Here is a 24,758-nt window from a genome sequence, read left to right on the forward strand (position 1 = left end):
CTACAACCATCCCGAACTGCGTCAACGAATCGAGCATCTGCGCGGCACCCGTGCGCGGAAGACCACGCCCGACGCTCCCGTCGACAGCGACAACACCCTGGTCATCACCCTGACCCGCCAGATCGCAGAACTGAAAAAACAACACCACCAGCAACTGCAAGCACTCCGCGATGCCCTGCGCCGGGCACACGGCGAGAACCTCGACCTGCGCCGTGAACTCGCCCGCCGCGGCCTCCAGCCATCGTCCAACGTCGCATCAATCGCAACAACGTCCTGACCAGCACAAACACGGCTACTTTGCACCCCACCCAGCGATAACCGGTGGACCCAAAAACACCACGTTGTCGCGGGCGGTGACAAAATCCAGGGTGCCCAAATGGGCGATGGTGTCACGTTTGAGCCCCCGAGCATGCTCGAAATCGAACTCTTCCAACGATTTCCGTGCCGGAAACCGAGCTGCGTTGATCCGGCCTTCGCCGCCATGGGACTCACGAGCCGACACCTCGCGCTGCAGGCAAGCCACCAGATATTCCTCGTGGCTCCAGTTCTCGGCGCGAGCCCGTTCAGCCAGTCTGGGTACCGCGTCGCGCAATGTGGGTGCCTTCAATGCCCTTGTCAGGTAAGCGATCTCAGCGGAGACGTCGCGGCGCTGGGCGGCTTTAGCGGTGGTAGCCATCACGCCACCCCACCATCGAGGTCAACGCCCAGCGCGGCGTCGTAGTCGGCAAGCGAACGCACCTGCACCTGCGGTTCCGATACCGGCCTAGCGACGCTGAAGTGCCTGCGCCGCAAGACCTTCGCCGCTTCCACATGTGTAGGGTCGGAGATTGTCTGATGGGCGGCCCAGATACGGTGGTGATCGGCGAGCAGCTCACCGTCACAGATCGCCTGCACCCGGTCCAAATCGGCACGCACCAACACCCGGCGCCCGATCCCGGTCGGGTGCACCGAGTAATCGTTGGAATCCAAACGCACGTAGTGATCCCGCGGCAATCGCAGCGAGGCGCACCAGCCGGTGGCCGGGGCCACCGGCGGCAGTGCAAGCATCGCGGCCCGGTCGGCGCCGATGCGGTCGGTGGGTGCACAGCCCAGCGCCCGGCGGGTGCGGGTATTCACTAACGCCAGCCAGCCGGCCAGCTGGGCGTTGAAATCAGCCGGCGAGGCAAATACCCGCCCGGGCAGAAACGAGCGCTCCAGGTAGTCGTGGGCCCGCTCAATGAGCCCCTTCGACTTCGGGTCGGCCGGTCGACAGATGATCACCTTGGCCGCCAGCACACCGCGAAACGCTTGACACTCGCCGGTCAACTCCGCCCGCCCGGCGCGCCAACGCCCGATTGCGCCCTCTCCGTCCCACACCAGCGCCCGCGGCACCGCACCCAACCCCTTGATCAGCTGCCACCAGCCAGCGAACAAATCTTCGGCGGACCGCGACGGCAGCAACATGGCCAACAACCAGCGCGAGTAGGCGCACACCATGGTCAAAACCGGTAGCTGCTTGGCGGTGCGGGTCTGCCCGAATCCCACCGACAGCGCAATCGGCGGAAACCAAAAGTCGCACTGGGCGATCTCCCCGGCCACATACTCCGTACGCGAAGCCGGGTCCGGCGGCAAATACACCGGCCGCAGTTCGGCCACCCGGCCAGAAAGCGTCCGAATTGAGCGGGTCCAGCCGATCCGCTCGGCAATCACTGTTGCCGGCATACGTGGATATGCCTGCAGCAACTCGCGGATCCGGGGCTCGACCTCATCAACGTTCGAACCCTTTTGCAGCCGTTCATACTTCGGTGGTTCATCCAAAGCTAGCGCAGTCTTAACCGTGTTCTTCGATATTCCCAGCACTCTGGCGATCGCCTTAATCGGCAAACCTTCCGCCCGGCGCAGTCGACGAATCTCTGCCCAATCTTCCACAGACAACATTCCCTTCGGTTCCTCCTAGCTCGGGTAGAGCTAGGCCACCGCACCAGGGGGTCAAAATTCAGTTGCCACGCGGGGGTCAGTTTTCACGTGCCGTCGACAAACGCCATTGCGCCGTAAAGTGCTACGACGACACGTTGCAACAGCAGAGCATTATCGAGCCATCGGTGGCCGGTCCCGCGAAATTTCATCGGGTCACCTGCGGTCCGTTGGCTTTCGGTGGCCCTGGCTTCTGGACGGCCACCGTTATCAGGCCGCATGCCCACAGGATCAAACCGACTTCGCCGTTCCAGCACAGGGACCCGATAAACATCAGCAGCCACCTGATGCGAATGCTCGGCCGGAGGGTGCTTCACGAGCGCGACCGCGGCACGTTGTCCCGCCGAGCGCACCGAGCAGCAGAAGGGCCAGAATCGTGATCACCGGGGACACCCGGCCAGGTGCCGCGAGATCGCCGCATCTACCGCCTGGGTCGCCGCGAAGGTCGCTCTCGACAACGACCGCCAGGCGGTTGCAGTGGTTAATCCGCCAGCGATCATCTTGGCAGCTCGCTGGCCCGGGCGCCCCGGGCGCCGGTCAGCGCCGCAGCCGCCGTGCTGGCGTCGAGGCGCAACTCCTTCAGTCCGTCGCGACAGGAGCGCAGCGCGTTCAGGGCGGCAGCGGTTGCGCATCGAGAGCTGTCCAGCCGATACCGCAGTCGATACCGCAGCACTTCCAGACCCGTTCAACTCCGGCCAACGCGACAAGGCCTATCTACGCAGCTAGAAGCCGGTATTTCCCGAACGGACCAGCGCCAGCCAACGCATCAAACGCGCAGGTACACCAATTATGAGTCCGCGGCTCTAACCAACTGAGCTACCGCCCCTTGATCGATCTTCTATCTTCCGCCTTCTATTACAACGCCAGACAAGCAGCGCGACACTCGCCCACAACGAACGAGCCAAGGAAACAGTAGACCAACGCCGTAGTGCCCTCGACGCCATGAGGCGCTTTGAGCAAGCCGATGCGGTCGTCACACCAGCAGACCCTCGGCTACTGCCGGCGATCCATGCGGGAACAACCGATTCTCAACATCCGCGGTTAGCGTTGCGTCAAGACACGGGACGCAGAGGTCCACCGAGATCAGCCACGCAGCCCAGAGGAGGACCATGGCCGATGTCCTACCGCCAGGGCTGACGACGGCCGAGGCCACCCAGCGGCGCGCGAAAGACGGCGCCAACCGGCTCCCCGCGGCCAGGCGGCCGTCGGTCGTCCATCGCCTGCTCGGGGAGCTGACGCACTTCTTCGCCCTACTACTCTGGGCCGCCGCGGTGCTCGCGTTCTTCGCCGAGCTTCCCCAACTGAGCATCGCGATTATCGCGGTGATCGTGTTGAACGGGGTATTCGCCCTGATCCAGCAGGCGCGAGCGGATCGCGCCGCCGACCGGCTGCAGCAGATGCTGCCGACGCGCATCACGGTGTGGCGGGACGGACGCCGGCAAGTGATCGAGGCCGAGGACGTGGTGGTCGAAGACATCCTGCTGCTAGAAAGCGGTGACCGGGTGCCCGCTGACGCCGTGGTGCTCACCGAGAACCGGTTGCTGGTCGACTCCTCCATGCTGACCGGCGAAAGCGTGGCCGGCGGCGCAGCCGTGGGTGACGCGCTGTTCGCCGGAACCTTTGTCGTTGAGGGCGATACGTGCGCCCGGGTCACCGCGATCGGCCAGCACACGCGGCTGGCGGGCATCGCCCGGCTGACGACCTCGACCACGAAACCCGACACGCCACTGACCCGCGGCCTCAACGGTGTCGTCCGCCTCACGGCGGCGATCGCCGTCGGCGTCGGAGTCGTCTTCCTGCTCATCTCGATGCTCGTCGGCAACCCCGTCCAGCAGGCCTTCGTGTTCGCGATCGGGGTCACGGTGGCTCTGGTCCCGGAGGCGTTGCTGCCGACGGTGACGCTGTCGCTGGCCTGGGGATCCGAGCAGATGGCCAAGCGCCAGATCCTGGTCCGCAACCTCGAGGCCGTAGAGACGCTCGGCTCGACAACCTTCATCTGCACCGACAAGACCGGCACCCTCACCCGCAACCAGATGACCGTCGTCGACGCCTGGACGTCCGCCGGCTCGCTGACCGTCGACGGCGCCGGCTACGGGCCGACGGCCCAACTCGCGTGGTCGTCACCCACCGCGGCGGACCCGGTCCGCGAGCTCGCTCTGGCCGCCGAACGCTGCTCCACCGGATACGCCGAAGAGATTCAAGGCAATTGGCGCGCCCACGGTGATCCGATGGAGGCGGCCCTCGACGCCTTCGCCCGGCGACTGGGCATCGATACGGACCAGGATCGTCGCGCCGTTTCCGCTGAGTTGCGGTTCCCCTTCGACCCCAGGCTGCGCCGGATGGCCGTGGTGCTGGCCAAGGAGGTCGTGGTGAAGGGCGCGCCGGACACCGTGCTTCCGCTGTGCGGCGACGACCCGGCGGCCCACCAGGCGGTTGATGCCCTCACCGACCGCGGGCTGCGGGTGCTCGCCGTCGCCTCCAGCCCGCGCGACGGCCGCACCCCACGGGACCAGAAGCAATGCGATCAGGGATTGCGCCTGCTGGGCCTGGTGGCACTGCAGGATCCGCCGCGTGACGAGGTCTCCGAGTCGCTTCAGGCCTGCCGACAGGCCGGCGTAAAGGTGGCGATGGTGACCGGCGATCATCCCGCCACCGCCACGGCCATCGCCGACCAGGTGGGGCTGCGGTTCCCGGACTCACCGGTGCTGTCGGGGGCGGACCTGCCCGACGACGAACAACATCTGGGCGCTTTGCTCGACCGCGACGGGATCGTGATCGCCCGGGTCTCTCCCGAGGACAAACTGCGCATCGCGCGCGCGGTGCGCTCCAGACACCACGTGGTCGCGATGACCGGAGACGGCGTGAACGATGCCCCGGCGCTGCACGAGGCCGACATCGGCGTGGCCATGGGCGAATCCGGCACCGACGTCGCCCGCGAGGCCGCCGATCTGGTGCTGCTCGACGACTCGTTCGCCGGAATCGTGGCCGGTATCGAACAGGGGCGGGCAACCTTCGTCAATATCCGCCGGTTCCTGACCTACCATCTGACCGACAACGTCGCCGAGCTGGCGCCGTTCCTCGTCTGGGCGCTCTCGGGCGGCCTGTTCCCGCTGGCACTCGGGGTCTTGCAGATCATCGCGCTCGACATCGGCACCGACACCCTGTCAGCGGTTGCGCTGGGGGCCGAGCCGCCGGCGCAGCACCTGCTCGAAGGTCCCCCGGTGCGCGGCCGGTTGATGAACCACACCGTGCTGCGCCGGGCCTTCGGACTGCTGGGACCACTCGAGGCAGTCCTGTCGCTGGCCGCCTTCCTGGTGTCCATGCTGGCGCTCGGCTGGCGTCCGGCCGACCCGTTCCCCACCGGGCACGCCTTGGCGGCCGCTTCCGGGGCGGCATTCATCACGGTGGTCTTCGCCCAGACCGCGAACGTCTTCGCCTGCCGGTCATCCTCGCGCTGGCCCGGGGCGCTGGGCTGGACCAGCAACCGGCTCTTGGTGCCGGCGGCGCTCATCGGTCTGACGTTGTCTCTGGTCGAGTTGTGGGTGCCGCCGGTCGCCAGGTTGCTCGGCCAGTGGACTCCGCCCTTGTGGGGCTGGGTGGTCGCGCTCAGCTCGATGCCGATCCTGCTGGCTGTCGATGCGCTCGACAAGCACCTGCGTGCGCGTCATCGCCGCCGCTCGTCCAATGCCTGATCACCTGAGGTCGGCTGTCCGAATAGCGTTGCGAGTCAAGGATTTCCGAAAAAATCGAGGCGCAGCGGCTAAGCGGTCCGGCCCACCGTTCGGATCAGCCTTCGCCGGCTTCCAGGCTGGCGAGGGCCTCCCGGATGCTCTGATTCATCTGCTGCGAGCTGGGCGCAGGAGGCTTGTCGACCGGCTGGTCACAGTTACAGGTGGTCACCGGAGCAGTTGGCTCATCAGCCATGGCCGGTGCGGCCACCCCGATCGCGGCACCGGCGGCGATAGCTGCACTGATCAGCGCTTTGGTGATCATCTGGACGTTCTCCTTGGGCACGTAGACCGCGATCCGGCGCCGATCACGACGCTGTGTCTTTGACTACCCAGACCATATCCGGTGCGTAGACGTAGATCGCTGCCGCGACCTCGAACGCAGCCTGCTCCGCGGTCAAGTTCGTCCGATAGTACACGTCGTCGGCAATGGTCGACGCCACCAACGACGGGTTGTTCGCCATCCGCACATCGTTGGCAATTTGCTGGCCCCGCGCTGCCACGTCGCAGTCGGTGTTCCCGGAAGCCGCGCCGATCTGCCGGCGTGCGAGCAGTGCGATGTAATGCTGGTCCTGCGCGGTCAAGACGCAGTCCGCCGATGCATGCGGCGGCGGCAGCACCCCGAGTTGGCCCAGCAGCGCCGCCGCAAGTACGGCAGCCAACCGCAATCGAATTCGACCAGTGGAGCCCATTCGAGTGACCTTCATTGCTCAACCTGCCATTGCACGCAAGTCCGATCCGACCCCTGATATATCCAAGTCAACGCCCAAATCTCGTGCAGTGCCAGTGCTTATGGGCATTGCCGGCCGCGCCGGCCGGGTCCGGCGTCTCAGGCGGGCGTCAGTTCACGAGGGTGGGCGTGGGCGTGACCTTGAGCGCGTAGGCCGGCCAGATGTCCAATGCGTCGGGCAACGTGACGTTGATGCGATCACCCGCGCATTCGTGTTCGAGGGTGCCGCCACCAAGCAACTGAACGGTGGTCTCCGGGGTCCCCAAGAGGCCGCGCAGCGCGACCCGGCGCTCCCCTGGGGCCTGCAGGAACGTCACATACAGGGCATCATCGGTCTGGGTGAAGCGCAGCGGGGTGCCGTCGGTGGCGGCGGCTTGTGGGGTCGTCCAGGGGCGGGTGTCGAAGTAGGCTTCGCCGGTCACGTCGAGCCATGCGCCGAAGTCGGTGAGCAGCCGCGCTTGCAGCTCCGGGATCGTCCCGTCGGGGTAGGGCCCGATGCCAAGCAGTAGATTGCCGTTCTTGCTCACCAGGTCGGCGAAGCTGCGGGCCAGATCGGTGAGGGTCAGCATCTCGTCGGGACCTTCTTGGCGGTTGTTGCCGAATGAGTTCCCCACGCCGCGAGTCGATTCCCATTTGTACGGTTTGATCTCGTCGTACTGGGCGTATTCCGGGGTGCGGAAGTCGTAGTGGAAACCGGTCGGGAAGTCCAGGACCCGTACCCGGTCGGGCAGGAACCTCCACAACGCACCGGCCAGCCCGAGACCTCCCATGACCAGCGGTTCCACCCCGGGGACTTTGGGCAGCTGAAGCTGGGCCCAGCGGTCGTTGATGACTCCGTCGGGCACCTGGTTGTAGTAATGCGCGAACAGCTCGGCGAGTTTGGATTGGAGAGGGTAGCCGATATCGTTCCACAGCACTGACGGCTGGTAGCGGTTGACGAGCTCACGAATGTGGTTGTCCGCGTATTTCGCGTACTCGTCTGTCTGGACGAGCGAGCTCGCCAGCCCCCGCAGATCGGTGATGACCGTCGGGTCGAACGTCCAGTCGTACCCGCCCGAGTAGTACAGACCCATCTTCATGCCGCGGTCGCCGACCGCGCTGGTCAGGTCGCCGACCAGGTCACGGTTGGCATGCCAGGATTCCTTGTGCGGGTTGGGGTGCCGGCTGGGCCACAGGGTAAACCCGTCGTGGTGTTTGGTGGTGAGCACCACGTAGCGCGCGTTTGCTTGCTCGAAGAAAGCGGCCCAGGAGTCGGGATCGAATTGCTTCACCGCTTTGTTGAACATCGGTTTGAAGTCGTCGTAGGTGAAGTCGGGGCCGTAGGTTTCGAGATGGTGTCGCTGTGACGGGCTGTCCGGGATTGCGATGGTGTTCTGATACCACTCGGCATACGGGTTGTGTTTCAGCCAATATGCGGGTCCCTTGGTGGCCATCAGCTCCTGGGTGTCGGCCTCGAGCGGAGCCCAGCCGGGTACCGAGTACAAACCCCAGTGGATGAAGATCCCGAACTTTGCGTTCTCGAACCACTCGGGCGCCGGGTGCGTCGCGAGCGACTCCTTGGTCGGCTCGTAATCGGCCATTCACGCACCTTACTCGGAACGGCCGGTGTCCGCGTTACTGTCCCGGATTTCGAGGGCTTTGACTGGCCACCGCAAAACCTAACGGACACAAGCGTTTTCGTGGACAAAGACCGCCGAACTAATCCTCTAGTCCAGCCACCCGGGGTGGCTGGCCGGCAGCGCACGAGTGCCGCGACCGTTGTCCCATCAGTACAGGTAGACAACGGCGTCGTCGCCGCCGCGGCACACCACCAATCCCCCGTCGGCTGAGCAGGTCATGGTGTAGGACTGGCCGGTCACCGGGCTGACGGCGCTGACCTGCCGAGATGCCGCGCCGGCTGGTCCGCCGGCTCCGTAGGCAAGCCGAACCTGTTCGGCGAACTGGCAGGATGTCGCCGCCGATCCGACCGCGGACTGGCTCAACCCGCCGGCGGGCCCGGCCGTGGTCGGACATGCGTGTGCATCCTCGGGCAGCTTGACCGGCGTTGTCGACGTGGTCGAAGTGGTCGCGGTGGTCGACGTCGTCGCAGTGGTCGAGTCCAACGTCCACGTCGGGCAGCCCTGCGTCTTGAACGCGACGTCCGTCGGCGCAATCTGCACGACCTGCGGCCCGGTTCCGGCCCCGTTGGCGATGATGTCGTCGACGGTTCCGCCGAGCCCCCTGAGCCGTTCCCAATAACAGGCATTGCTGCCTGGCGACCGGTAAGTCCCGGGCCGGATGTCCACCCCGACCCGGTAGGTGCCGTCACCCGGGATGGCGTTCGCCGGACCCGTCGGCGTCGTCGACGGCGGGATGGACACCGTCGTTCCGGGATATATCGGCGGCAGTCGTGATTCCTCGCGGTCGTGAACCGACACCGTCGGCCGGGCGGTCTTGCCACCGGTGCCGAAACACCCCGCCAGCCCGCACGCCGAGGCCACCCCCACCGCGATGGCCACCATCGCCCGGACCATGCTTCGGGTGTCCATCGATCAGCCGAACACCGTCTGACCGTCGGCCCCGATCAGATACCGTTCGGTGCCCTGCTCCACTCTCGGCGCGTCAGCACCCAGCGACACGGCAATCTTGTTGCTGGCGTTACGCATGATGTCAAAAGTCAGCTCGATGGCTTGGACCTCGGAGAACCTGGAGCGCACCTCGGCGGCAACGTCGACGGCGAGGTGCGCAGGCGTCCAAATTAACGCATCCGTATACCGCAGGGCGGCTTTTGCGCAATCATCGAGCAAGATCGAGGTCTCGAAGCGCTCGATCTCGTCGTACAGCGTGTCCGAACCACCGGCATCCAGGGCGGTGCCTTCACGCAGCGACCTGCATAGCCGGCAGTTGTGTGCGGCCGCGCCCCGCAGCCGGACCAGTTCGGAGGTGACGGGATCCAGTGCGCGCATCCGGGCCACGGCGGGCAAGAAGTCGTTGAACAACACGCCGGGCCCCTCTGTCGCCGCGTGGTTCCACCCGATCGGTCCCCGCACCCATCCCAGGTGCTGCGAGCCGACGCCCAGCGCCTTCAGACCCGCGCGCACCCGCGGCACGAAATCGGCGATGAAGATCGACGCCACAACCCCAAATGCATTGTCCCCCAACTGCTCTAGCAAACCCGATCGCTGCTCGGCGCTGATCTGCGAGACGTCAACGCTAAACTGCTCGGCGAACTCGGCAACGACACGTTCCGCCTCCGACGCCGGCTCATCGACGGCCACCTCCGAAGGCACAGCGGGCAGTGACAGCGTCCGCGCACATACACGCCGGACCAGGCTCGCCATCCGCCCGTCGCCCGGGGACCACGCAATCAACCGGGCCAGGCCGTCGCCAACAGCCGCCTCCGCCGCCATCTTTCACACGCTAGGACGTGCCCTACGTCCCGGCAATCGGCTATTGCGCCTGGCTGACCGACGACATGTGGAAATCCGGTATCCGCAGCGACGGCATCGCCGCCCGGGTGGCCCAATTCGCCCATTCCCGGGGCAGCGTCACCTCGCTGACACCGGCCTCGGTGGCGCGTCGCAGCAGGTCCAGCGGGCTTTCGTTGAACCGGAAGTTGTTGACCGCCGCCGTCACCGCGCCGTCTTCGATGAGGTAGACGCCGTCGCGGGTCAGCCCCGTGAGCAGCAGTGTGGTCGGGTCGACCTCGCGGATGTACCACAACGTGGTCAGCAGCAGACCGCGCTCGGTGGCCGCGATCATCTCCGCCAGACCAGCCGAACCGCCCGTCATCAACAGGTTCTCGGCGGCCACGGCAACCGGGGCATCGTACTTGGCGGCCGTGGCCCGCGGATAGGCCAACGCGTTGATCACCCCATCGCGGATCCAGTCCACGTGGCCGACGTCCATGCCGTTGTCGAACACCGACAGCGTCTCCGACGAGTTGCTCACCGCGACGAACGGCCGGCACGCCAGGCCCGGCGCCATCGGGTCGGAGAACAGCGTCAGCGGCAGTTCGGTGAGCCGCTCCCCCACCATGGTCCCGCCGCCGGGGGCAGACAGCGCGGTGCGGCCCTCCTGTGCCCCGCGGCCGGCCATCGACCACGACAGGTACAGCATCATGTCGGCCACCGTGGACGGCGGCATGATGGTCTCGTACCGTCCCGGGGGCAGCTCGACCCGGCGTTGCGCCCACCCCAGCCGCGTCGACAGCTGATCGAGCAGCACATCGATTGGCACACCGACGAAGTCGGGAGCCCCCACGCCCGCCCAGGCACTGGCGTCGCCGCGTTTGACGTTGATCTCCACCGCGCCGGCCGGTTGGGTGTAGCGCCGCCGCAAACCGGTCGACGACGCCAGGAATGTCGTCGAAAGGCTATGGTGTGCATAGCCGTACAGCCGGTCGCTACCCGCGAACTCGCGACTCAGCGAAGCCGCGACGCCGGCGAATGCCTCGACACCGGTGCGGGAAATCGGCGCATCCCAGTCGACGGGCATCCCGGCGTCGGCCAGCAGGGGTGCGACGTCACCGGCTTCGGGGGCCGAACGGGCCGCGTCCTGCGACGCGGCCACCAGCCCGGGCAACACCGACGGGTCGACCTCACCGGTCTCCACCGCGCCGACGAATGCGTTATCACCTTGGCGGACAATCGAAATCACGGTCACGCTGCGGCTTGTCGAAAGCCCATTGGTGGTCATGGAATTGCCCGCCCAACGCAACGTCGCCTCGGTTCGGTCGACGACGAGCACCATCGTTTCGTCGGCACGGCCACGTTGTGCGGCCTCCGTCAAAACGATGTTGACGACATGCTGCGCAGTGATCATCGGCCGCCTTCGGTCCGGGTGTTGAGCACGTTGACGCCGCGGAACAGCGCCGACGGACAGCCGTGGCTGACAGCCGCGACCTGGCCCGGCTGGGCCTTGCCACAGTTGATTGCCCCACCCAGTCGCCAGGTCGACGGGCCGCCCACGGCCTCCATGGAATTCCAGAAATCGGTGGTGATCGCCTGATAGGCGACATCGCGCAACTGACCGTCCAGGCGGCCGTCGCGGATGCGGAAAAACCGCTGGCCGGTGAACTGAAAGTTGTAGCGCTGCATGTCGATCGACCACGACTTGTCACCGACGATGTAGATACCGTCCTGCACCCGGCTGATCAGATCCGCGGTGCTGAGGTCTTCGGACCCAGGCTGCAACGACACATTCGGCATCCGCTGGATCGGCACATGATGGGGCGAGTCGGCATACGAGCAGCCATTGGAACGCGGCCGCCCCAGCCGCAAGGCGAATACCCGGTCGAGCTGATAGCCGACGAAGACCCCGTCGCGCACCAGATCCCAATTCTGCGCGGCCACGCCTTCGTCGTCGTAACCGATGCTGGCCAGACCGAATTCGACGGTGCGGTCGGCCGTCACGTTCATCACCGGTGAGCCGTAGCGCAGGGTGCCGAGTTTGTCCGGTGTGGCGAACGAGGTTCCGGCATAGGCCGCCTCGTAGCCGATGGCGCGATCGTATTCGGTTGCGTGGCCGATGGATTCGTGGATGGTCAGCCATAGGTTGGTCGGGTCGATCACCAGATCGGTGCGGCCTGCGGTCACGCTGGGCGCCTTGAGCTTCTCGGCCAGCAACGACGGCAGCTGAGCCAGTTCGTCGGTCCAGTTCCAGACATCGTCGCCGACGACCGCCTCCCAGCCCCGAGCCGTCGGCGGCGCCAGGGTGCGCATCGAATCGAAGGTGCCCGCCGCCGCATCGACGGTGACCGCCTCCAGCGACGGGTGCAACCGCACCCGCTGCTGGGTGATCGACGATCCGAAAGTGTCGGCGTAGAAGGTCTGCTCCTTGACCGCATTCAAACTGGCTAACGCATGATTGACGCCATCGGCGCTTAACAATCGGCCGGAGTAGTCCTGCAGCACGGCGATCTTCTCGGGTGCGGGCAGACCGAACGGGTCGATCTGGTAATCCGACACCCAGCTGACGTCGGCGTAGACCGGCTCCGGCGCCAGCTCGACGCGCTCGGTGTTCAGCGCGGCCAGCGTGGTGGCCACCTGCACCGCGCGGCGCGCGGTGTCGGCCGCCACCGACGGCGCCAGCTCGGCGTGCGAGGCGAAGCCCCACGTGCCGTCGACGATCACCCGCACCGCGAAGCCCAGGTCGTGACTGGCGATCGCGGTCTCCAGCTCTGCGTCGCGCAACTGGATGATCTCGGTGCTGGTTCGATGAATCCGCAGGTCGGCATGGCTGGCCCCGGCGGCGGTGGCCGCTGACAACGCGGCGTCGGCCAGCGCGTGGCGCGGCAGGTCCAGGAAGTCGGAATCGATCCCGCGCTTCGGTGTCACGACTCCACCGTATCGACCACGCTTTAATACACCCATGCGCGCCACGCCACGTCGACCCACCGCGCTGGCGTACGCGCTACTGGCACCGAGCCTGTTCGGCGTGCTCGCCTTCCTATTGCTGCCCATCCTGGTGGTCGTCTGGCTGAGCCTGTACCGGTGGGATCTGCTGGGCCCGCTGCGCTTCGTCGGGCTGGCCAACTGGCGGTCGGTGCTGACCGACTCCGACTTCGGCGGCTCGCTGCTGGTCACCGCCATCTTCGTGGCGATCGTGGTTCCGGCGCAGACGGTGCTAGGGTTATTGGCCGCGATGATGCTGGCCCGGGGGCTCCCGGGCACCAATTTTTTCCGCACGCTCTACGTACTGCCGTGGGTCTGCGCACCACTGGCGATCGCGGTGATGTGGCGCTGGATCCTGGCGCCCACCGACGGCGCCGTCAGCGCCGTGCTTGGCCGCCGCGTCGAATGGCTCAGCAATCCGGATTTGGCCCTGCCGTTGGTGGCCGCCGTCGTCGTCTGGACTAACGTGGGCTATGTCTCGTTGTCGTTCCTGGCGGGCTTGCTGGCCATCCCGGACGACATCCACGCGGCCGCGCGCACCGACGGCGCGACCGCCTGGCAGCGATTCTGGCGGATCACCCTGCCGATGCTGCGGCCGACGACTTTCTTCGTGCTGGTCACCGGAATCGTCAGCGCCGCACAGATTTTTGATACCGTCTACGCGCTGACCGGCGGCGGGCCGGAAGGCAGCACCGACCTGGTGGCTCACCAGATCTATTCCGAGGCGTTCGGCTCGGCGGCCATCGGGCGGGCGTCGGTGATGGCCGTGGTGCTGTTCGTCATTCTGGTCGGCGTCACCTTCGTTCAGCACCTGTACTTCCGGCGACGGATCAGCTATGACCTCACGTAACCTGGCCAACGCCGCCATCTACGCCGGCCTGATCGTCGGCGCGCTGATCACATTGCTGCCCTTCTTGCTTGGGCTGGTGACGTCGTTCACCTCCGCCCATCAGTTCGCGACGGGCACGCCGCTGCAATTGCCGCGCCCGCCGACGCTGTCGAATTACGCCGATCTGGCCGGCGCGGGCTTCGGCCGCGCGGCGGTGGTGACCGCGCTGATGACCGCGGTGATCCTGTTGGGGCAAATGACGTTTTCGGTGCTGGCCGGTTACGCATTCGCCCGGCTGGAGTTCCCCGGACGAGACGTGTTGTTCTGGGTCTATATCGCGACGTTGATGGTGCCGGCGACAGTCACAGTGGTGCCGCTGTATCTGATGATGGCCCAGCTGGGCCTGCGCAACACGTTCTGGGCGCTGGTGCTGCCGTTCATGTTCGGATCGCCGTATGCGATCTTCTTGCTGCGCGAGCACTTTCGCATCATCCCGAACGACTTGATCAACGCCGCTTTCCTGGACGGCGCCAACACCTTGGATGTGCTGGTGCACGTGGTGATTCCGTCCAGCCGTCCGGTACTGGCCGCGCTGACGCTGATCACCGTGGTCTCCCAGTGGAACAACTTCATGTGGCCGCTGGTGATCACCAGCGGGCACAAGTGGCGGGTGTTGACGGTGGCCACGGCCGACCTGCAGTCCCGGTTCAACGCCCAGTGGACGCTGGTGATGGCGGCCACGACCGTCGCGATCGTTCCGCTGATCGTGCTGTTCGTCGCGGCTCAGCGGCATATCGTCTCGTCGATCCTCGTCTCGGGGCTCAAGTGACGCGTCAGTGCGCCGAGATTGCCGTCAGGGCTGTTGAGCTGGCCGATTCACGACCGTCACGGCAATCTGGACACAAACCATGACTCGCCCGCGCTTTTCCACCTTGGTCGCCGCCGCGCTCACGTCGATCGCGGCGCTTCTCGGGGTTACGGCGGTAATGCTGGACCGTGCCGGCGAACCGGCCGTCGGCAGGATCGTCGTCACCGTCCGGCTGTGGGCCGAACCGATCGCGTTGGCCTATCAGCGCTCGTTCGACGCGTTCACCCGCACACACCCCGGCATCGAAGTCCGCACGAATCTGGTGTCGTATTCGAACTACTTCGACACCCTGCGCACCGACGTGGCCGGCGGCAGCGGCGACGACATCTTCTGGCTGTCCAACGCCCACCTCGCCGCCTACGCCGACAGCGGCCGGTTGATGAAGATCGACCCAACCCTCGATCCGGGCGACTGGGAGCCGTCGGTGGTGGACCAGTTCACCCGCAGCGGCGTGCTGTGGGCGGTGCCGCAGCTGACCGACGCCGGCGTCGCGGTGTTCTACAACGCCGACCTGCTGGCGGCGGCCGGTGTCGACCCCGCGGAGCTGGACCGGGTGCGCTGGAGTCCCAGCCGCGACGACACATTGCGCCCGCTGCTGGCCCGGCTCACCGTCGACGCCGACGGACACGTAGCCGGCACACCGGGTTTCGAGGCCCGCCGAGTCCGCCAGTGGGGCTACAACGCCGCCAACGACCCGCAGGGCATTTACCTCAACTACATCGGCTCGGCCGGCGGAGTGTTCCAGCGCGGCAACGAGTTCGCCTTCGACAACCCGCCCGCCATCGCGGCTTTCCGGTATCTGGTCGGCCTGATCAACGACGACCACGTCGCGCCGCCGGCCTCCGACACCAACGACAACGGCGATTTCTCCCGCAACCAGTTCCTTGCCGGCCGTATGGCGCTGTTTCAGTCCGGCACCTACAGCCTGGCGCCGGTCGCTCGCGACGCCACTTTCCGCTGGGGTGTGGCGATGCTGCCGATCGGGCCGGTGGGCCGGGTGAGCGTCACGAATGGTATTGCGGCCGCTGGCAATTCGGCTACCAAGCACCCAGAAGCGGTGCGCCGGGTACTGGCCTGGATGGGCAGCACCGAAGGCAACACCTACCTGGGCCGTGAGGGTGCGGCCATCCCGGCGGTGTTGGCGGCCCAGCCCGTTTACTTCGCCTACTGGAAAGCCAAAGGTGTCGACGTCACCCCATTCTTCGCCGTCCTCAGCGGACCGCGTATTCCGGCGCCCGGCGGTTCCGGATTCGCTGCCGGCAACGACGCCCTGAAGCCCTATTTCGACGACATGTTCCTGGGCCGCGGCGAGGTCGCGACCATCCTGAGGCAGGCGCAGGTCGCGGCCAACGCCGCCGCCCAGCGCTGATAGCCGGACATACGCGGATGTCTCGTTTTGCCCACCTGGTAGCGACGAATTCGTTGCGCCCCCTGGGCTCCTCGCTCAAAGCGGTCGTGGGGCTGCGCCTGGGTGTGGGAGATGGAAATCCCGCGCTGGTGCGGATGGGTCGGTGGCTGACGGCGCCGCGTGTGCGCTGACGGCGCCGAGCGTGCGCTGATGGCGTCGACTGTGCGCTGGCGGCGCCGACTGTGCCGTCAGGGCGGCCGATCGCGGCGGTTCCCGCCCTACATACACAGTCAAAGGTCGGGTGGCCGGAGGGGATTGCACCCTCCGGCTCCCACAGATCCGGACGTGAACCTCTCGATTCATCCGGCTCTTGTCATCTTGATCACCAGACGGCGGGGACGGTGGTGGTCCATTGCCAGTGCGCGAGGAAACGCGGGTACTGCGTGGTGACCCGCTGCCATGCCTGCTGGAACGCACCGCGGCTCCGATACCGCCGATATTTGTTGCGGACCCAACGCATCAGGTAGGCGTTGATGCGCGCCAGGAGAGGATGCAGCGCCGACCGGAAGAAGGCGCCGTAGTAGTTCATCCAGCCCCGCACGATGGGGTTGATCCAGCGTGCAAGGTCAGCGAAGGATCGCCCGGTGCGATGGTGCAGTCGCCAGGACCGCACCTCCCGGCCGATCTTCGTCAAGGCGTCCCTGCTGATCGCGGGCAAAAACGACAGGAACGTGTGTCCGTCTTTGGCCCGCATCCCGCGCGGACGGAACGTGAAACCCAGAAACGTGAACGACGTGTGCGCATAGTCACCACGCCGGTTAGCGTCCTTGCAGTACACGATCCGGGTCTTGTCGGGATGCAGCCGCAACCCGACCTCGCCCATCCTGTCGTGCAGCGCGGCCAACACCTGGTGGGCTTGGCGCTCGGTGACACAGTGCACCACCGCGTCATCGACGTAGCGTTCAAAGCGGACACTCGGGAACTCCCGGGCCATCCACATGTCAAACGCATAGTGCAGAAACAGGTTGGCCAGCACGGGCGAGACCGGCGACCCTTGTGGGGTGCCCCGGTCTCGCTGTTGCAGGGTGCCATCAGGCAATGCCACCGGAGCTTGTAGCCACCGGCGCACATACAGCATCACCCACGGCAGATCGGTGTTGACCGCCACCGCTTTTAGCATCAGGTCCCAAGACACGCTGTCGAAAAACTTTTGGATGTCCAAATCGATCACCCAGTCGGTTTTCCAACACCGCTGCCGGCATACTCCCACCGCGTCGATCGCTGAGCGGCCCGGCCGATACCCGTAGGAGTCCTCGTGAAAGAGGGCTTCCGCCACCGACTTCAGCTCCTCGGCCACCACCGTTTGCGCCACCCGATCGGCCACCGTAGGCAGCCCCAGCATCCTGGTCCCCCCGCCATGCGGCTTGGGGATTTCCACCGCACGCACCGGAGGCGGAAAGTAGCTACCCGAGGACATCCGATTCCACACCTTGTACAAATTGTTGCCCAGGTCGGCCTCGAATGCCTCGATGGTTACCCCGTCTATGCCCGGCGCGCCCTTGTTCGCCTTGACCTTCTCAAACGCCTCCTGGACCGCCCACTTCGAAATCTCGAACGGCTTGCCCGGCGACTTCAACTCGCCCATCCGACTCCTCCCGAACCCCAACGGGTCTCGGTTGATCCAACGAACACAGCCACAGATGACCCGGCCCCTTCGCTCCACCCCCATTACAAGAGCTTCACCACTACTACGAGCCGGTCCGCCAACCGGACCCGCGACGGTACTCACACCCACGACAAGCGCGGGCTACTCCCTCTCGCCCACCCGAAAAACCCGGACGGGCAGTGTCGAATCCGGTCTTCTCCCGTTCCATGCAAAAGCCGCAGATCGGGCTCGCGTCGCCTCCATGCCGGACACCGCCTGGCCAATCAACGGGCACCCGCCAGACTCATCCCGGGATATGACGGACACCCCGGTTTCGATGTCATCTATGTGCATTTCGACACGTCAACAGCGAATCGCTTGCGCTCGCCTTCCCGATCCCCACCTGACACATCGACCTGTGCCTTTTCCACATCGCTCACCACAATCACGTCACCGCTCCTGCAGCATGTGGCGGTTTTAAGCCACCCCCCGCAGGGCGACTCCGAAGGGCCAACAATCCTTCATCTCCTGCACAGCACCGCTTCGGAAAGCTCTACCTACATCGAACTCCCTTCCACGCTCGGGACACACCCGTCACTGCACACTCGATGCGGCGGCATCACAGCCGACTCGGTGAGCACGGCAGACATCCCCGAACGCCTGCCATCACAAGCGGTTTGAGCGACGGTGCAGTATCGGTGTGTGGAAAACAGAGCCAGGCGCACGAGGACATCGCTGACCAGCAGCATTTGTGGTCACCATGAACTTCCGAGTGAGGCAGTCAACGCGCACCGACTCGACTTGGGGTCGATGTAAAGATGTGATCGCGTGCTCCAGGACTCCGCTCAGCGCGGTGACGTAGATCAGCACCGTCCTAGCCGGGCAGCACCAGCACCGGTACCGGGCTGTGGCGGATGATCTTGCCGCTGCGGGAACCGAGAAAGACTCTGGCAATATCGCCGCGCGGTGAGGTTCCCAATGCCAATATCTCACCGTCCTGCCAGTCGGTGCGCTCCAGCGCGTGTTGCCACCCGTTTCCGGTAATCACTTGCAGTACAACGTCTTTGCCGACTACTCCGTCGGTCTTAAGCTTTTCCAGCATTTCTTGGGCCTGCCCCGCCCATGCCTCCAGCACTGATGACTCGGCGTGCAGGCCCACCTCGGGCGGATACATCGTCCGGCCGCGAACCGCGAACGTGATCACCCGCAACGGCAGGCCGTATCGCCGCGCCAGCTCCGAGCACCGCCGCACCACCTCGGCCGAATCCGGTGCCGCCGAGTAACCGCAGGTGAGCCTGGTCAGTCGGGCGGTGCGGGAGTCGTACTGGCGAGGGCTGATCGCCACCGGCACCGGCGACGAATGCAACAGCCAATCGGCGGTCGAGCCGATCAGCACCCGCGCCCGCCGCCCGCTCGGGAACGAGCCCAGCACCAGCATTTCGGCCTGGGCTTCCTCGACCACCTCGATCAATCCGCCCGACACCGACCGGTGTTCGTGATGGCGATAGCTGACCTCGACGCCGTCCGCCACACTGCGGAGGTAACGCTGAGCCTCCGTCGCAGAGTCAGCAGCCAGCTCATCGGCCCACTGCTCATAGTCCGGCTGGGTGAGCGATCCCGGCAACCACGGCTTCGGGACGATGGTCGCCACTGTCAGTGACGTGTTCAGCGTCCGCGCCACCCGCACGGCCAGCTGCAGCGCTGACGGACCAACCCGGCCGGCCAGGTACCCGACGACGACGCTCACAACTCCTCCGCAGGTGGATCCGCAAGCAGCGCACGGTTGTTGAGCGCGCTGTGGTGGCGCCCCCAAAAGAGGTAGAACAGCAGCGCGGCCGCAACCCAGGCCGTGAACGCAATCCAGGTGTACCAGTGCAGGCTGTAGAGCAGATACCCACATGCCAGCACCGAAAGGACAGGTGTCACCGGGTAACCGGGGACCCTAAACCCCCGCGGCAGGTCGGGTTCCCGTATCCGCAGGATGATCACCCCGACCGACACCACGATGAAAGCGGTGAGCGTGCCGATGGACACCATGTCCGCCAAGCGGTCCAGCGGCACGACAGCGGCCAGGATCGACGCCGCGACCGCGACGATCACGGTGTTGCTCACCGGAGTCTGGGTGCGCGGATTCACCGCGGCGAACCGCGCCGGGAGCAGCCCGTCCCGCCCCATCGCGAATAGGATGCGGGTCTGGCCGTACAACGTGACCAGCGTGACGGTGAAAATCGAGATCACCGCGCCGGCCGCCAGAATGGTGCTGGCCCAGGTGCCGTGGGTGACGTTGTCCAGAATCGTGGCCAGCCCCGCCTCTTCCTGGCCTTCGAAAAGCTGCCACGGCTGGGTGCCCAACGCGGCAAAAGCGACAAGCACGTAGACGCCGGTGACGACAACCAGCGCCGCCATCAACGCCCGCGGCAAACTTTGCTGCGGATTGTTCACTTCCTCACCGGCGGTAGACACGGCATCCAGCCCGATGAAGGAGAAAAAGATGGTGCCAGCCGCCGCGCCGATTCCGGCGACACCGAACGGGGCGAAGTGCCTGAAGTGATCGGTGCTGCAGGCCGTCAACGCCAGGACCACGAACATGCCCAGCACACCGAGCTTGATCAGCACCATGATGGCGTTGACCTTCGCCGACTCACTGGCACCCCGGATCAGCAGCAACGCGCACAGCCCGATGAGGATGACAGCCGGAAGGTTCACGTATCCGTGCGGTTCGCCGGGCTGCGAATCCCACGGCGCCACCGACAACGCGCTCGGCAGATGGAATCCGAACACATTGTGCAGCAACTTGTTCACGTAACCGCTCCAGCCGACCGCGACAGCAGCAGTGGCCACACCGTACTCCAGCAGCAGGCAGGCCGCCACACAGATTGCCACCCCCTCTCCCAGCGTGGCGTAGGCATACGAATACGACGAACCCGAAACCGGTACCGCCGATGCCAATTCGGCGTAGCAGATGGCCGCGAGGCCGGCGGCGACACCGGCGATGACGAAGGAGACGATGACGCCCGGGCCTGCCTGAGGCACGGCCTCGGACAACACGAAGAAGATCCCGGTGCCGATCGTCGACCCGACCCCGAACATGGTCAGCTGAAAGGTACCGATGCTGCGCTTGAGGCCTCCGTCGACCGCCGCCGCGACGGCGGCACCGACCACCGGGCGGCGCCGCAGCATCTGCTCTCTCAGACTGGCCGAAGTTGCCGGCAAGTGCCCTCCTGGTGCTGGACCAGGCTGATTATCAACCCGGCTTGCCGAAATCGGTCAGCGAACCGCTGAATGGCCGGGCCGATCGGCGTCGAACCGCCGCTCAGGTGACCCGCAGCAGTGTCTCGATTGCCACCGCTGCGCCGCCGGTCACCGCGGTGATCATCAGGGCCGTCCAGTCGGTGAGTTTGGGTCGCGCCGGAAAGGCCGACAGCTGGCCGGTGCCGCCACGGGCGGTGATGGCATCGCCCATCTCGTCGGCGCGTCGCAACGTCACGGTGATGGCAGCCGCGAGCAGGTCGATCACTTCGGTGGTGCGCCGCTGCCGCCGGGCCTTGCGGCTGCGCGGTATCCGTTTCGGCCGCAGCCGGCGGGCGGCGTAGAGCACCTGGAATTCGTCGATCAGCATCGGGAACGCGCGAAGCGCCAGCGCCAGGGTGACCGCCCACTCGTCGACCGGGATCCGCAACAGTCGCAGCGGCCGGCCCAAACTCGCCAGCGCAGGCCCGATTTCGGCGACGTTGGTGGTCCAGGAAACCATCGCACCCAACGCGAGCAGCACGATCGACAGCGCGGTGATCCGCAGGAAGTTCAACGCGCCACCCAGTTCGAGCTCCGCTCCGGCCACCGCGATCGACGGGGTGCCGCCGGCCAGCGCGGCCGTGATGCCGCCGATCGCCAGAACCACCCATAACCAGCGAGGTACCGACGGCACCGCACCGCGCGGGATGTGCGCGAGCCTGGCCGCCGTGAGCACCAGCGCCGCCATCAGCCCGATCGTCACCCAGCCGGGATAGAACGTCAGCAGCACCGAAATGCCGAAGACTACCAGCAGTTTCGTGCCGGCCCACAAGTCGTGGATGACCGAGCTGCCAGGTACCGGAACCAGCAGGACAACCGGTCGGGTGGGGCGACGGGCGCCGCGTCCTTCGTCGGAGGCGGCGGCTGCCGACAGCGTCATGACATGCTCCCCGTCCCGCCCGCGGCGCTCGTCGACGCCGGTTGCATGGCACCGTTGCGCAGATGCAGGGTCCGCGGGCAAAGCTCTTCCATCCCGGCGAAGTCATGAGAAATGACCACCACCGTCAGGCCCTGCTCGCGGCGCAGGTCTTCCAGCAGCCGCAGCAAACCGCGTTGGCTGGCGGCATCCAAACCCGCCAGCGGCTCGTCGAGAATCAACGCCCGAGGCGAACATGCCAGCAGCCCGGCCAGCACCACCCGGCGCATCTGGCCGCCGCTGAGCTGATCGATGCTGCGCCCGGCCAGCGTGGCATCCAGCCCGACGACACTCAGAGCCGCGGCCACCCGGTCGTGATCGCGGGGCGAAAAGCCCGCCGCAGACGCGACTTCCAGGTCGACCCGGCTGCGCATCAGCTGCAGCCGGGCCGCCTGGAATGACAACGCAACCGCACCGACCTGCTCGTGGGTGGGCCTGCCATCGAGCAGGCAAGCCCCGGCGGTGGGAACCGTCAGCCCGGCCATGATCCACGCCAACGTGGATTTGCCCGAGCCGTTACCGCCGTGGATCAGCACCCCGTCGCCCTGTTCCACCACGAAGCTGATATCCCGCAACGCGGTCTTGGCCCACGGTGTGCCCCTGGCGTATTCGTGTCCGACGCCGATCAGTTCGAGCGCCGGTTTGTGCCCCAGGTCACCCACCGCGACGGCCGGCGCCGGAACATCTGCCGTCTCGACCATGTCGGCGTTATCGGGAGAGTCGCTGAGGTTGATCATGCGGTCGGCCGAATCGGCCTCGTTGTTGTAGTGCGTGATATGTACCAGCGCAGTGCGGTGATGTTTGGTCAGGCCGGACAACACGCCCAGCAGCGCATCGCGGCCCTGCTGGTCCACCATCGTGGTCACCTCGTCGGCGATCAGCAGCGCCGGTTCTCTGGCCAACGCCGCCGCCAGCGCTAGCCGCTGCAACTCACCACCGGACAGGCTGCCGGTGTCACGTTCGGCCAATCCGTCCAGGCCGACTTCGGTGAGCAACCGGGCGACGTCGATCGTGGTGCCCGGCGGCAGGCCCCACACCACGTCGTCGGCGACCCGGGTGCCCAGCACCTGGCTTTCCGGGTGTTGCAAAACCACCGCCGTGCCGCGCAGCTTGCCCAGACCCACCGCGCCCGGACGCCGCACCGTGCCCGACGTCGGCTGCCGGCCCGCCAGTACCAGCATCAACGTGGTCTTGCCGGAACCGTTGGCGCCGGTGATCGCGACGTGTTCACCGACCCGCACAGCCAGGCTGACCTCACGCAGCGCGTCTTGGGCGGCACCGGGATAGCGGAACCGCACATTGTCCAATCGCACCGGAACCGGCCCTATCGGGTCCGTTGAATCACCGGCCGGAGCGTCCAGCTTGTGCACATCGGGAATTCCGCGCATCCGCTCCAGCAGCCGCGACAGTGCCCACCAACCGATCAGCGACACGATCACTATCCCGAGCGTGAAGTAGCCCAGCAGCACCCACGGCCAGTACTGCAGACCGTCGGCGAAGTAACGCTTCAGGTCGGCGGCGGCGCCCTGCAGATGAATCCGGGTCATGAAGGACGCCAGGCCCTCCACGTTTGCGGTCATCACATCGAAAATCAGGTGCCGCAGCCGGGTCAGAGCCGCCAGCATTCCGACCATCGCCGCGCCGAAGGCCAACCCGGCGATCAGTGACGACACAATGACCGTCGGCGTGCCCCGCCCCCGGCGTTTGACGATTCCGGTCAGCCCGCCGATGTAGGCGCTGTGGACCACTCCCATGAAGCCGCCCATTCCGGCGATCAGAAAGGCGATCACCCCGGCGGCAACCGTCGCGGCAATCAACACGCGCAGCCGGAACCGGTAGGCCAGCAACCCGGTGGGCACGGTGCCCAGCAGGGCCAGTCCTGCGGCGAACGGAACGATGACCGAGATGATGGCGGTCACGGCGCACAGCGCGGCCATCACCGATGCCTGCGCCAGTTCCACCGGTTGCAGCCGCCCGCGTCGATGTCGCGGGTGTCGCGAAGCAACGGGGGCCAGCACAGTCACCTCACCGATTCTGCCAGGTGAAGCCGCATGCGGCGGCAGCACACAGCCGCCCGCCGGATTGGCTTGCCAGCGCTCACGATTGGTCTCGCATAGCAAAGCTATGCAACGATGGGGCCATGAGTTCATCCGCCGCCACCGACCAAGCCGGAGCGGTGGTGCCCCATCAGGGTCTCGGCGCCGATTTGCTGGGCGTGGTCGCGCGACTCAACCGGCTGGCGACCCAACGCATCCAGATGCCGCTGCCGTCGGCGCAGGCCCGGCTGCTGGCAACCATCGAAGCCAAGGGCGAAGCCCGCATCGGCGACCTCGCCGCGGTCGATCACTGTTCCCAACCGACGATGACCACCCAGGTACGACGCCTCGAAGAGGCCGGGCTGGTGACCAGGACGGTCGACCCCGGCGATGCCCGCGCGGTCCGCATTCGCATCACGCCGGACGGGCAGCGCACGCTGGCCGCCGTGCGGGCCGACCGTGCTGCCGCGATCGAACCGCAACTGGCCCGGCTGGGACCGGCGGACCGGCAGGTATTGGCTGAGGCCGTCGAGGTGCTGCGCCGGCTGCTCGACAACGCGGCAGCCACCCCAGGCCGCAACACCTTGTGACCGTCGCGGTGCATGCTGGATAGATAGACCCGCCCGCCGGGTACCCAGTCAAAGTCGATCGTCGCTGCGGTGACGACATTCGGTGACGAAAGGTGGCGGCCGCAACGTGATACCGAACGCCCCGCCGCTGACCGTCTGGTTCGGATCGATGCGGTACGTCTTTTCCCCGGGCCGCGACGTGCTGGCGGGGCCGGGCGAGCACTGCGACATCCGCCTGGACCACCCCGGTCCCGGCCGCCGCACCACCCCGGACGTGGTGCTGCGGTTCCAGGGCACCCATTGGGTGGCCATGGACGGCAGCGGCAACGGCATTTTCGTCGACGGCTCCCGGCTGTCGACGGTCGACATCCGCGACGGCCAGACGATCGCGATCGGCGACCCCCGCCGGGGGCCCCGGCTTACCTTCCAGCTCGCCTCAGCGCCGACGGGGTCGGCCGATCCGCCGCAGGC

General features: G+C 66.3%; 19 protein-coding genes and 2 pseudogenes. 7 read left to right on the plus strand and 14 right to left on the minus strand.

All coding sequences use genetic code 11. The features are described 5' to 3' along the window. Positions 1-277 (plus strand): annotated as a pseudogene (locus tag B4U45_RS04410) (DUF6262 family protein); the annotation flags it as partial. Positions 278-319: 42 nt separating this feature from the next. Here B4U45_RS04410 and B4U45_RS04415 read toward each other — a convergent pair. Both B4U45_RS04415 and istA read right to left on the minus strand, forming a co-directional pair. Further along, a pseudogene (locus tag B4U45_RS04415) lies at positions 320-676 on the minus strand (ATP-binding protein); the annotation flags it as partial. Then, the gene (gene istA / locus B4U45_RS04420) at positions 676-1,917 is read right to left on the minus strand and encodes an IS21 family transposase (RefSeq protein ID WP_075549701.1); all 1,242 of its coding nucleotides are present in this window, start codon (positions 1,915-1,917) and stop codon (positions 676-678) included. The gene istA and the pseudogene B4U45_RS04415, both read right to left, overlap by 1 nt. Positions 1,918-3,062: 1,145 nt before the next feature. Between istA and B4U45_RS04425 the strand changes: the two genes are divergently transcribed. Then, positions 3,063-5,645, plus strand: a complete 2,583-nt coding sequence (locus tag B4U45_RS04425) for a cation-translocating P-type ATPase (protein ID WP_083155278.1) — start codon at positions 3,063-3,065, stop codon at positions 5,643-5,645. Between the two features lie 94 nt (positions 5,646-5,739). Here the strand turns inward: B4U45_RS04425 and B4U45_RS04430 are convergent, their stop codons facing one another. The 7 genes from B4U45_RS04430 to B4U45_RS04460 all read right to left on the minus strand — a co-directional run bounded on the left by B4U45_RS04430 (position 5,740) and on the right by B4U45_RS04460 (position 12,728). Continuing rightward, a complete protein-coding gene (locus B4U45_RS04430) occupies positions 5,740-5,946 on the minus strand; it encodes a hypothetical protein (RefSeq protein ID WP_131808379.1) in 207 nt (68 codons plus the stop codon). 43 nt (positions 5,947-5,989) lie between these two features. After that, on the minus strand, positions 5,990-6,373 hold the full coding sequence (locus tag B4U45_RS04435) for a DUF732 domain-containing protein (RefSeq protein WP_158006388.1): 384 nt from the start codon (positions 6,371-6,373) through the stop codon (positions 5,990-5,992). 148 nt (positions 6,374-6,521) lie between these two features. After that, complete coding sequence (locus tag B4U45_RS04440; protein ID WP_075549697.1) at positions 6,522-7,991, minus strand: alpha-L-fucosidase; 1,470 nt, start codon at positions 7,989-7,991, stop codon at positions 6,522-6,524. Positions 7,992-8,177: 186 nt separating this feature from the next. After that, positions 8,178-8,939, minus strand: a complete 762-nt coding sequence (locus B4U45_RS04445) for an Rv1352/Rv1906c domain-containing protein (RefSeq protein WP_241780367.1) — start codon at positions 8,937-8,939, stop codon at positions 8,178-8,180. Between the two features lie 3 nt (positions 8,940-8,942). Further along, the gene (locus B4U45_RS04450; RefSeq protein WP_075549696.1) at positions 8,943-9,800 is read right to left on the minus strand and encodes a carboxymuconolactone decarboxylase family protein; all 858 of its coding nucleotides are present in this window, start codon (positions 9,798-9,800) and stop codon (positions 8,943-8,945) included. Positions 9,801-9,840: 40 nt separating this feature from the next. Continuing rightward, on the minus strand, positions 9,841-11,214 hold the full coding sequence (locus tag B4U45_RS04455; RefSeq protein ID WP_075549695.1) for a TldD/PmbA family protein: 1,374 nt from the start codon (positions 11,212-11,214) through the stop codon (positions 9,841-9,843). Then, positions 11,211-12,728, minus strand: coding sequence for a TldD/PmbA family protein (locus B4U45_RS04460; RefSeq protein ID WP_075549694.1), 1,518 nt, complete (start codon positions 12,726-12,728; stop codon positions 11,211-11,213). Before B4U45_RS04460 ends, B4U45_RS04455 begins: the two co-directional genes overlap by 4 nt. Before the next feature lie 34 nt (positions 12,729-12,762). Between B4U45_RS04460 and B4U45_RS04465 the strand changes: the two genes are divergently transcribed. From B4U45_RS04465 to B4U45_RS04475, 3 genes are all read left to right on the plus strand, one after another. Next, positions 12,763-13,635: a carbohydrate ABC transporter permease gene (locus B4U45_RS04465; protein ID WP_075549693.1), complete on the plus strand. Its 873-nt coding sequence runs from the start codon at positions 12,763-12,765 to the stop codon at positions 13,633-13,635. Beyond that, positions 13,622-14,443 carry a carbohydrate ABC transporter permease gene (locus B4U45_RS04470; RefSeq protein WP_075549692.1) on the plus strand — a complete coding sequence of 274 codons (822 nt, stop codon included), beginning with the start codon at positions 13,622-13,624 and terminating at the stop codon, positions 14,441-14,443. Before B4U45_RS04465 ends, B4U45_RS04470 begins: the two co-directional genes overlap by 14 nt. 79 nt (positions 14,444-14,522) lie before the next feature. Next, complete coding sequence (locus tag B4U45_RS04475) at positions 14,523-15,851, plus strand: ABC transporter substrate-binding protein (RefSeq protein ID WP_075549691.1); 1,329 nt, start codon at positions 14,523-14,525, stop codon at positions 15,849-15,851. Between the two features lie 361 nt (positions 15,852-16,212). Here the strand turns inward: B4U45_RS04475 and ltrA are convergent, their stop codons facing one another. The 5 genes from ltrA to B4U45_RS04500 all read right to left on the minus strand — a co-directional run bounded on the left by ltrA (position 16,213) and on the right by B4U45_RS04500 (position 23,619). Next, the gene (gene ltrA / locus B4U45_RS04480) at positions 16,213-17,475 is read right to left on the minus strand and encodes a group II intron reverse transcriptase/maturase (protein WP_075545413.1); all 1,263 of its coding nucleotides are present in this window, start codon (positions 17,473-17,475) and stop codon (positions 16,213-16,215) included. Between the two features lie 874 nt (positions 17,476-18,349). After that, positions 18,350-19,222 carry a universal stress protein gene (locus B4U45_RS04485; protein WP_075548986.1) on the minus strand — a complete coding sequence of 291 codons (873 nt, stop codon included), beginning with the start codon at positions 19,220-19,222 and terminating at the stop codon, positions 18,350-18,352. Beyond that, a complete protein-coding gene (locus B4U45_RS04490) occupies positions 19,219-20,688 on the minus strand; it encodes an amino acid permease (protein ID WP_075548987.1) in 1,470 nt (489 codons plus the stop codon). The genes B4U45_RS04485 and B4U45_RS04490 overlap by 4 nt, the downstream gene beginning before the upstream one ends. 100 nt (positions 20,689-20,788) lie before the next feature. Next, positions 20,789-21,646 carry an energy-coupling factor transporter transmembrane component T family protein gene (locus B4U45_RS04495; protein ID WP_075548988.1) on the minus strand — a complete coding sequence of 286 codons (858 nt, stop codon included), beginning with the start codon at positions 21,644-21,646 and terminating at the stop codon, positions 20,789-20,791. Next, positions 21,643-23,619, minus strand: a complete 1,977-nt coding sequence (locus B4U45_RS04500; protein ID WP_198929548.1) for an ABC transporter ATP-binding protein — start codon at positions 23,617-23,619, stop codon at positions 21,643-21,645. The genes B4U45_RS04495 and B4U45_RS04500 overlap by 4 nt, the downstream gene beginning before the upstream one ends. Positions 23,620-23,822: 203 nt before the next feature. On the opposite strand from B4U45_RS04500, the gene B4U45_RS04505 reads away from it, so the two are divergent. Further along, complete coding sequence (locus B4U45_RS04505) at positions 23,823-24,308, plus strand: MarR family winged helix-turn-helix transcriptional regulator (protein ID WP_075549002.1); 486 nt, start codon at positions 23,823-23,825, stop codon at positions 24,306-24,308. Positions 24,309-24,390: 82 nt separating this feature from the next. Beyond that, positions 24,391-24,758 (plus strand): FHA domain-containing protein (locus tag B4U45_RS28910; RefSeq protein ID WP_340637534.1); only part of this gene is annotated, 368 nt, incomplete at its 3' end.

Origin of the sequence: Mycobacterium persicum (assembly GCF_002086915.1) — a bacterium.
In the GTDB taxonomy this organism is placed as follows: domain Bacteria; phylum Actinomycetota; class Actinomycetes; order Mycobacteriales; family Mycobacteriaceae; genus Mycobacterium; species Mycobacterium persicum.

What these genes read in the sequence shown, in the direction of transcription:
- istA (WP_075549701.1), bottom strand. Translation starts at nt 1,917, where the DNA reads ATGTTGTCTGTGGAAGATTGGGCAGAGATTCGTCGACTGCGCCGGGCG.
- B4U45_RS04425 (WP_083155278.1), top strand. Translation starts at nt 3,063, where the DNA reads ATGGCCGATGTCCTACCGCCAGGGCTGACGACGGCCGAGGCCACCCAG.
- B4U45_RS04430 (WP_131808379.1), bottom strand. Translation starts at nt 5,946, where the DNA reads ATGATCACCAAAGCGCTGATCAGTGCAGCTATCGCCGCCGGTGCCGCG.
- B4U45_RS04435 (WP_158006388.1), bottom strand. Translation starts at nt 6,373, where the DNA reads ATGGGCTCCACTGGTCGAATTCGATTGCGGTTGGCTGCCGTACTTGCG.
- B4U45_RS04440 (WP_075549697.1), bottom strand. Translation starts at nt 7,991, where the DNA reads ATGGCCGATTACGAGCCGACCAAGGAGTCGCTCGCGACGCACCCGGCG.
- B4U45_RS04445 (WP_241780367.1), bottom strand. Translation starts at nt 8,939, where the DNA reads ATGGACACCCGAAGCATGGTCCGGGCGATGGTGGCCATCGCGGTGGGG.
- B4U45_RS04450 (WP_075549696.1), bottom strand. Translation starts at nt 9,800, where the DNA reads ATGGCGGCGGAGGCGGCTGTTGGCGACGGCCTGGCCCGGTTGATTGCG.
- B4U45_RS04455 (WP_075549695.1), bottom strand. Translation starts at nt 11,214, where the DNA reads ATGATCACTGCGCAGCATGTCGTCAACATCGTTTTGACGGAGGCCGCA.
- B4U45_RS04465 (WP_075549693.1), top strand. Translation starts at nt 12,763, where the DNA reads ATGCGCGCCACGCCACGTCGACCCACCGCGCTGGCGTACGCGCTACTG.
- B4U45_RS04470 (WP_075549692.1), top strand. Translation starts at nt 13,622, where the DNA reads ATGACCTCACGTAACCTGGCCAACGCCGCCATCTACGCCGGCCTGATC.
- B4U45_RS04475 (WP_075549691.1), top strand. Translation starts at nt 14,523, where the DNA reads ATGACTCGCCCGCGCTTTTCCACCTTGGTCGCCGCCGCGCTCACGTCG.
- ltrA (WP_075545413.1), bottom strand. Translation starts at nt 17,475, where the DNA reads ATGGGCGAGTTGAAGTCGCCGGGCAAGCCGTTCGAGATTTCGAAGTGG.
- B4U45_RS04495 (WP_075548988.1), bottom strand. Translation starts at nt 21,646, where the DNA reads ATGACGCTGTCGGCAGCCGCCGCCTCCGACGAAGGACGCGGCGCCCGT.
- B4U45_RS04500 (WP_198929548.1), bottom strand. Translation starts at nt 23,619, where the DNA reads ATGGCCGCGCTGTGCGCCGTGACCGCCATCATCTCGGTCATCGTTCCG.
- B4U45_RS04505 (WP_075549002.1), top strand. Translation starts at nt 23,823, where the DNA reads ATGAGTTCATCCGCCGCCACCGACCAAGCCGGAGCGGTGGTGCCCCAT.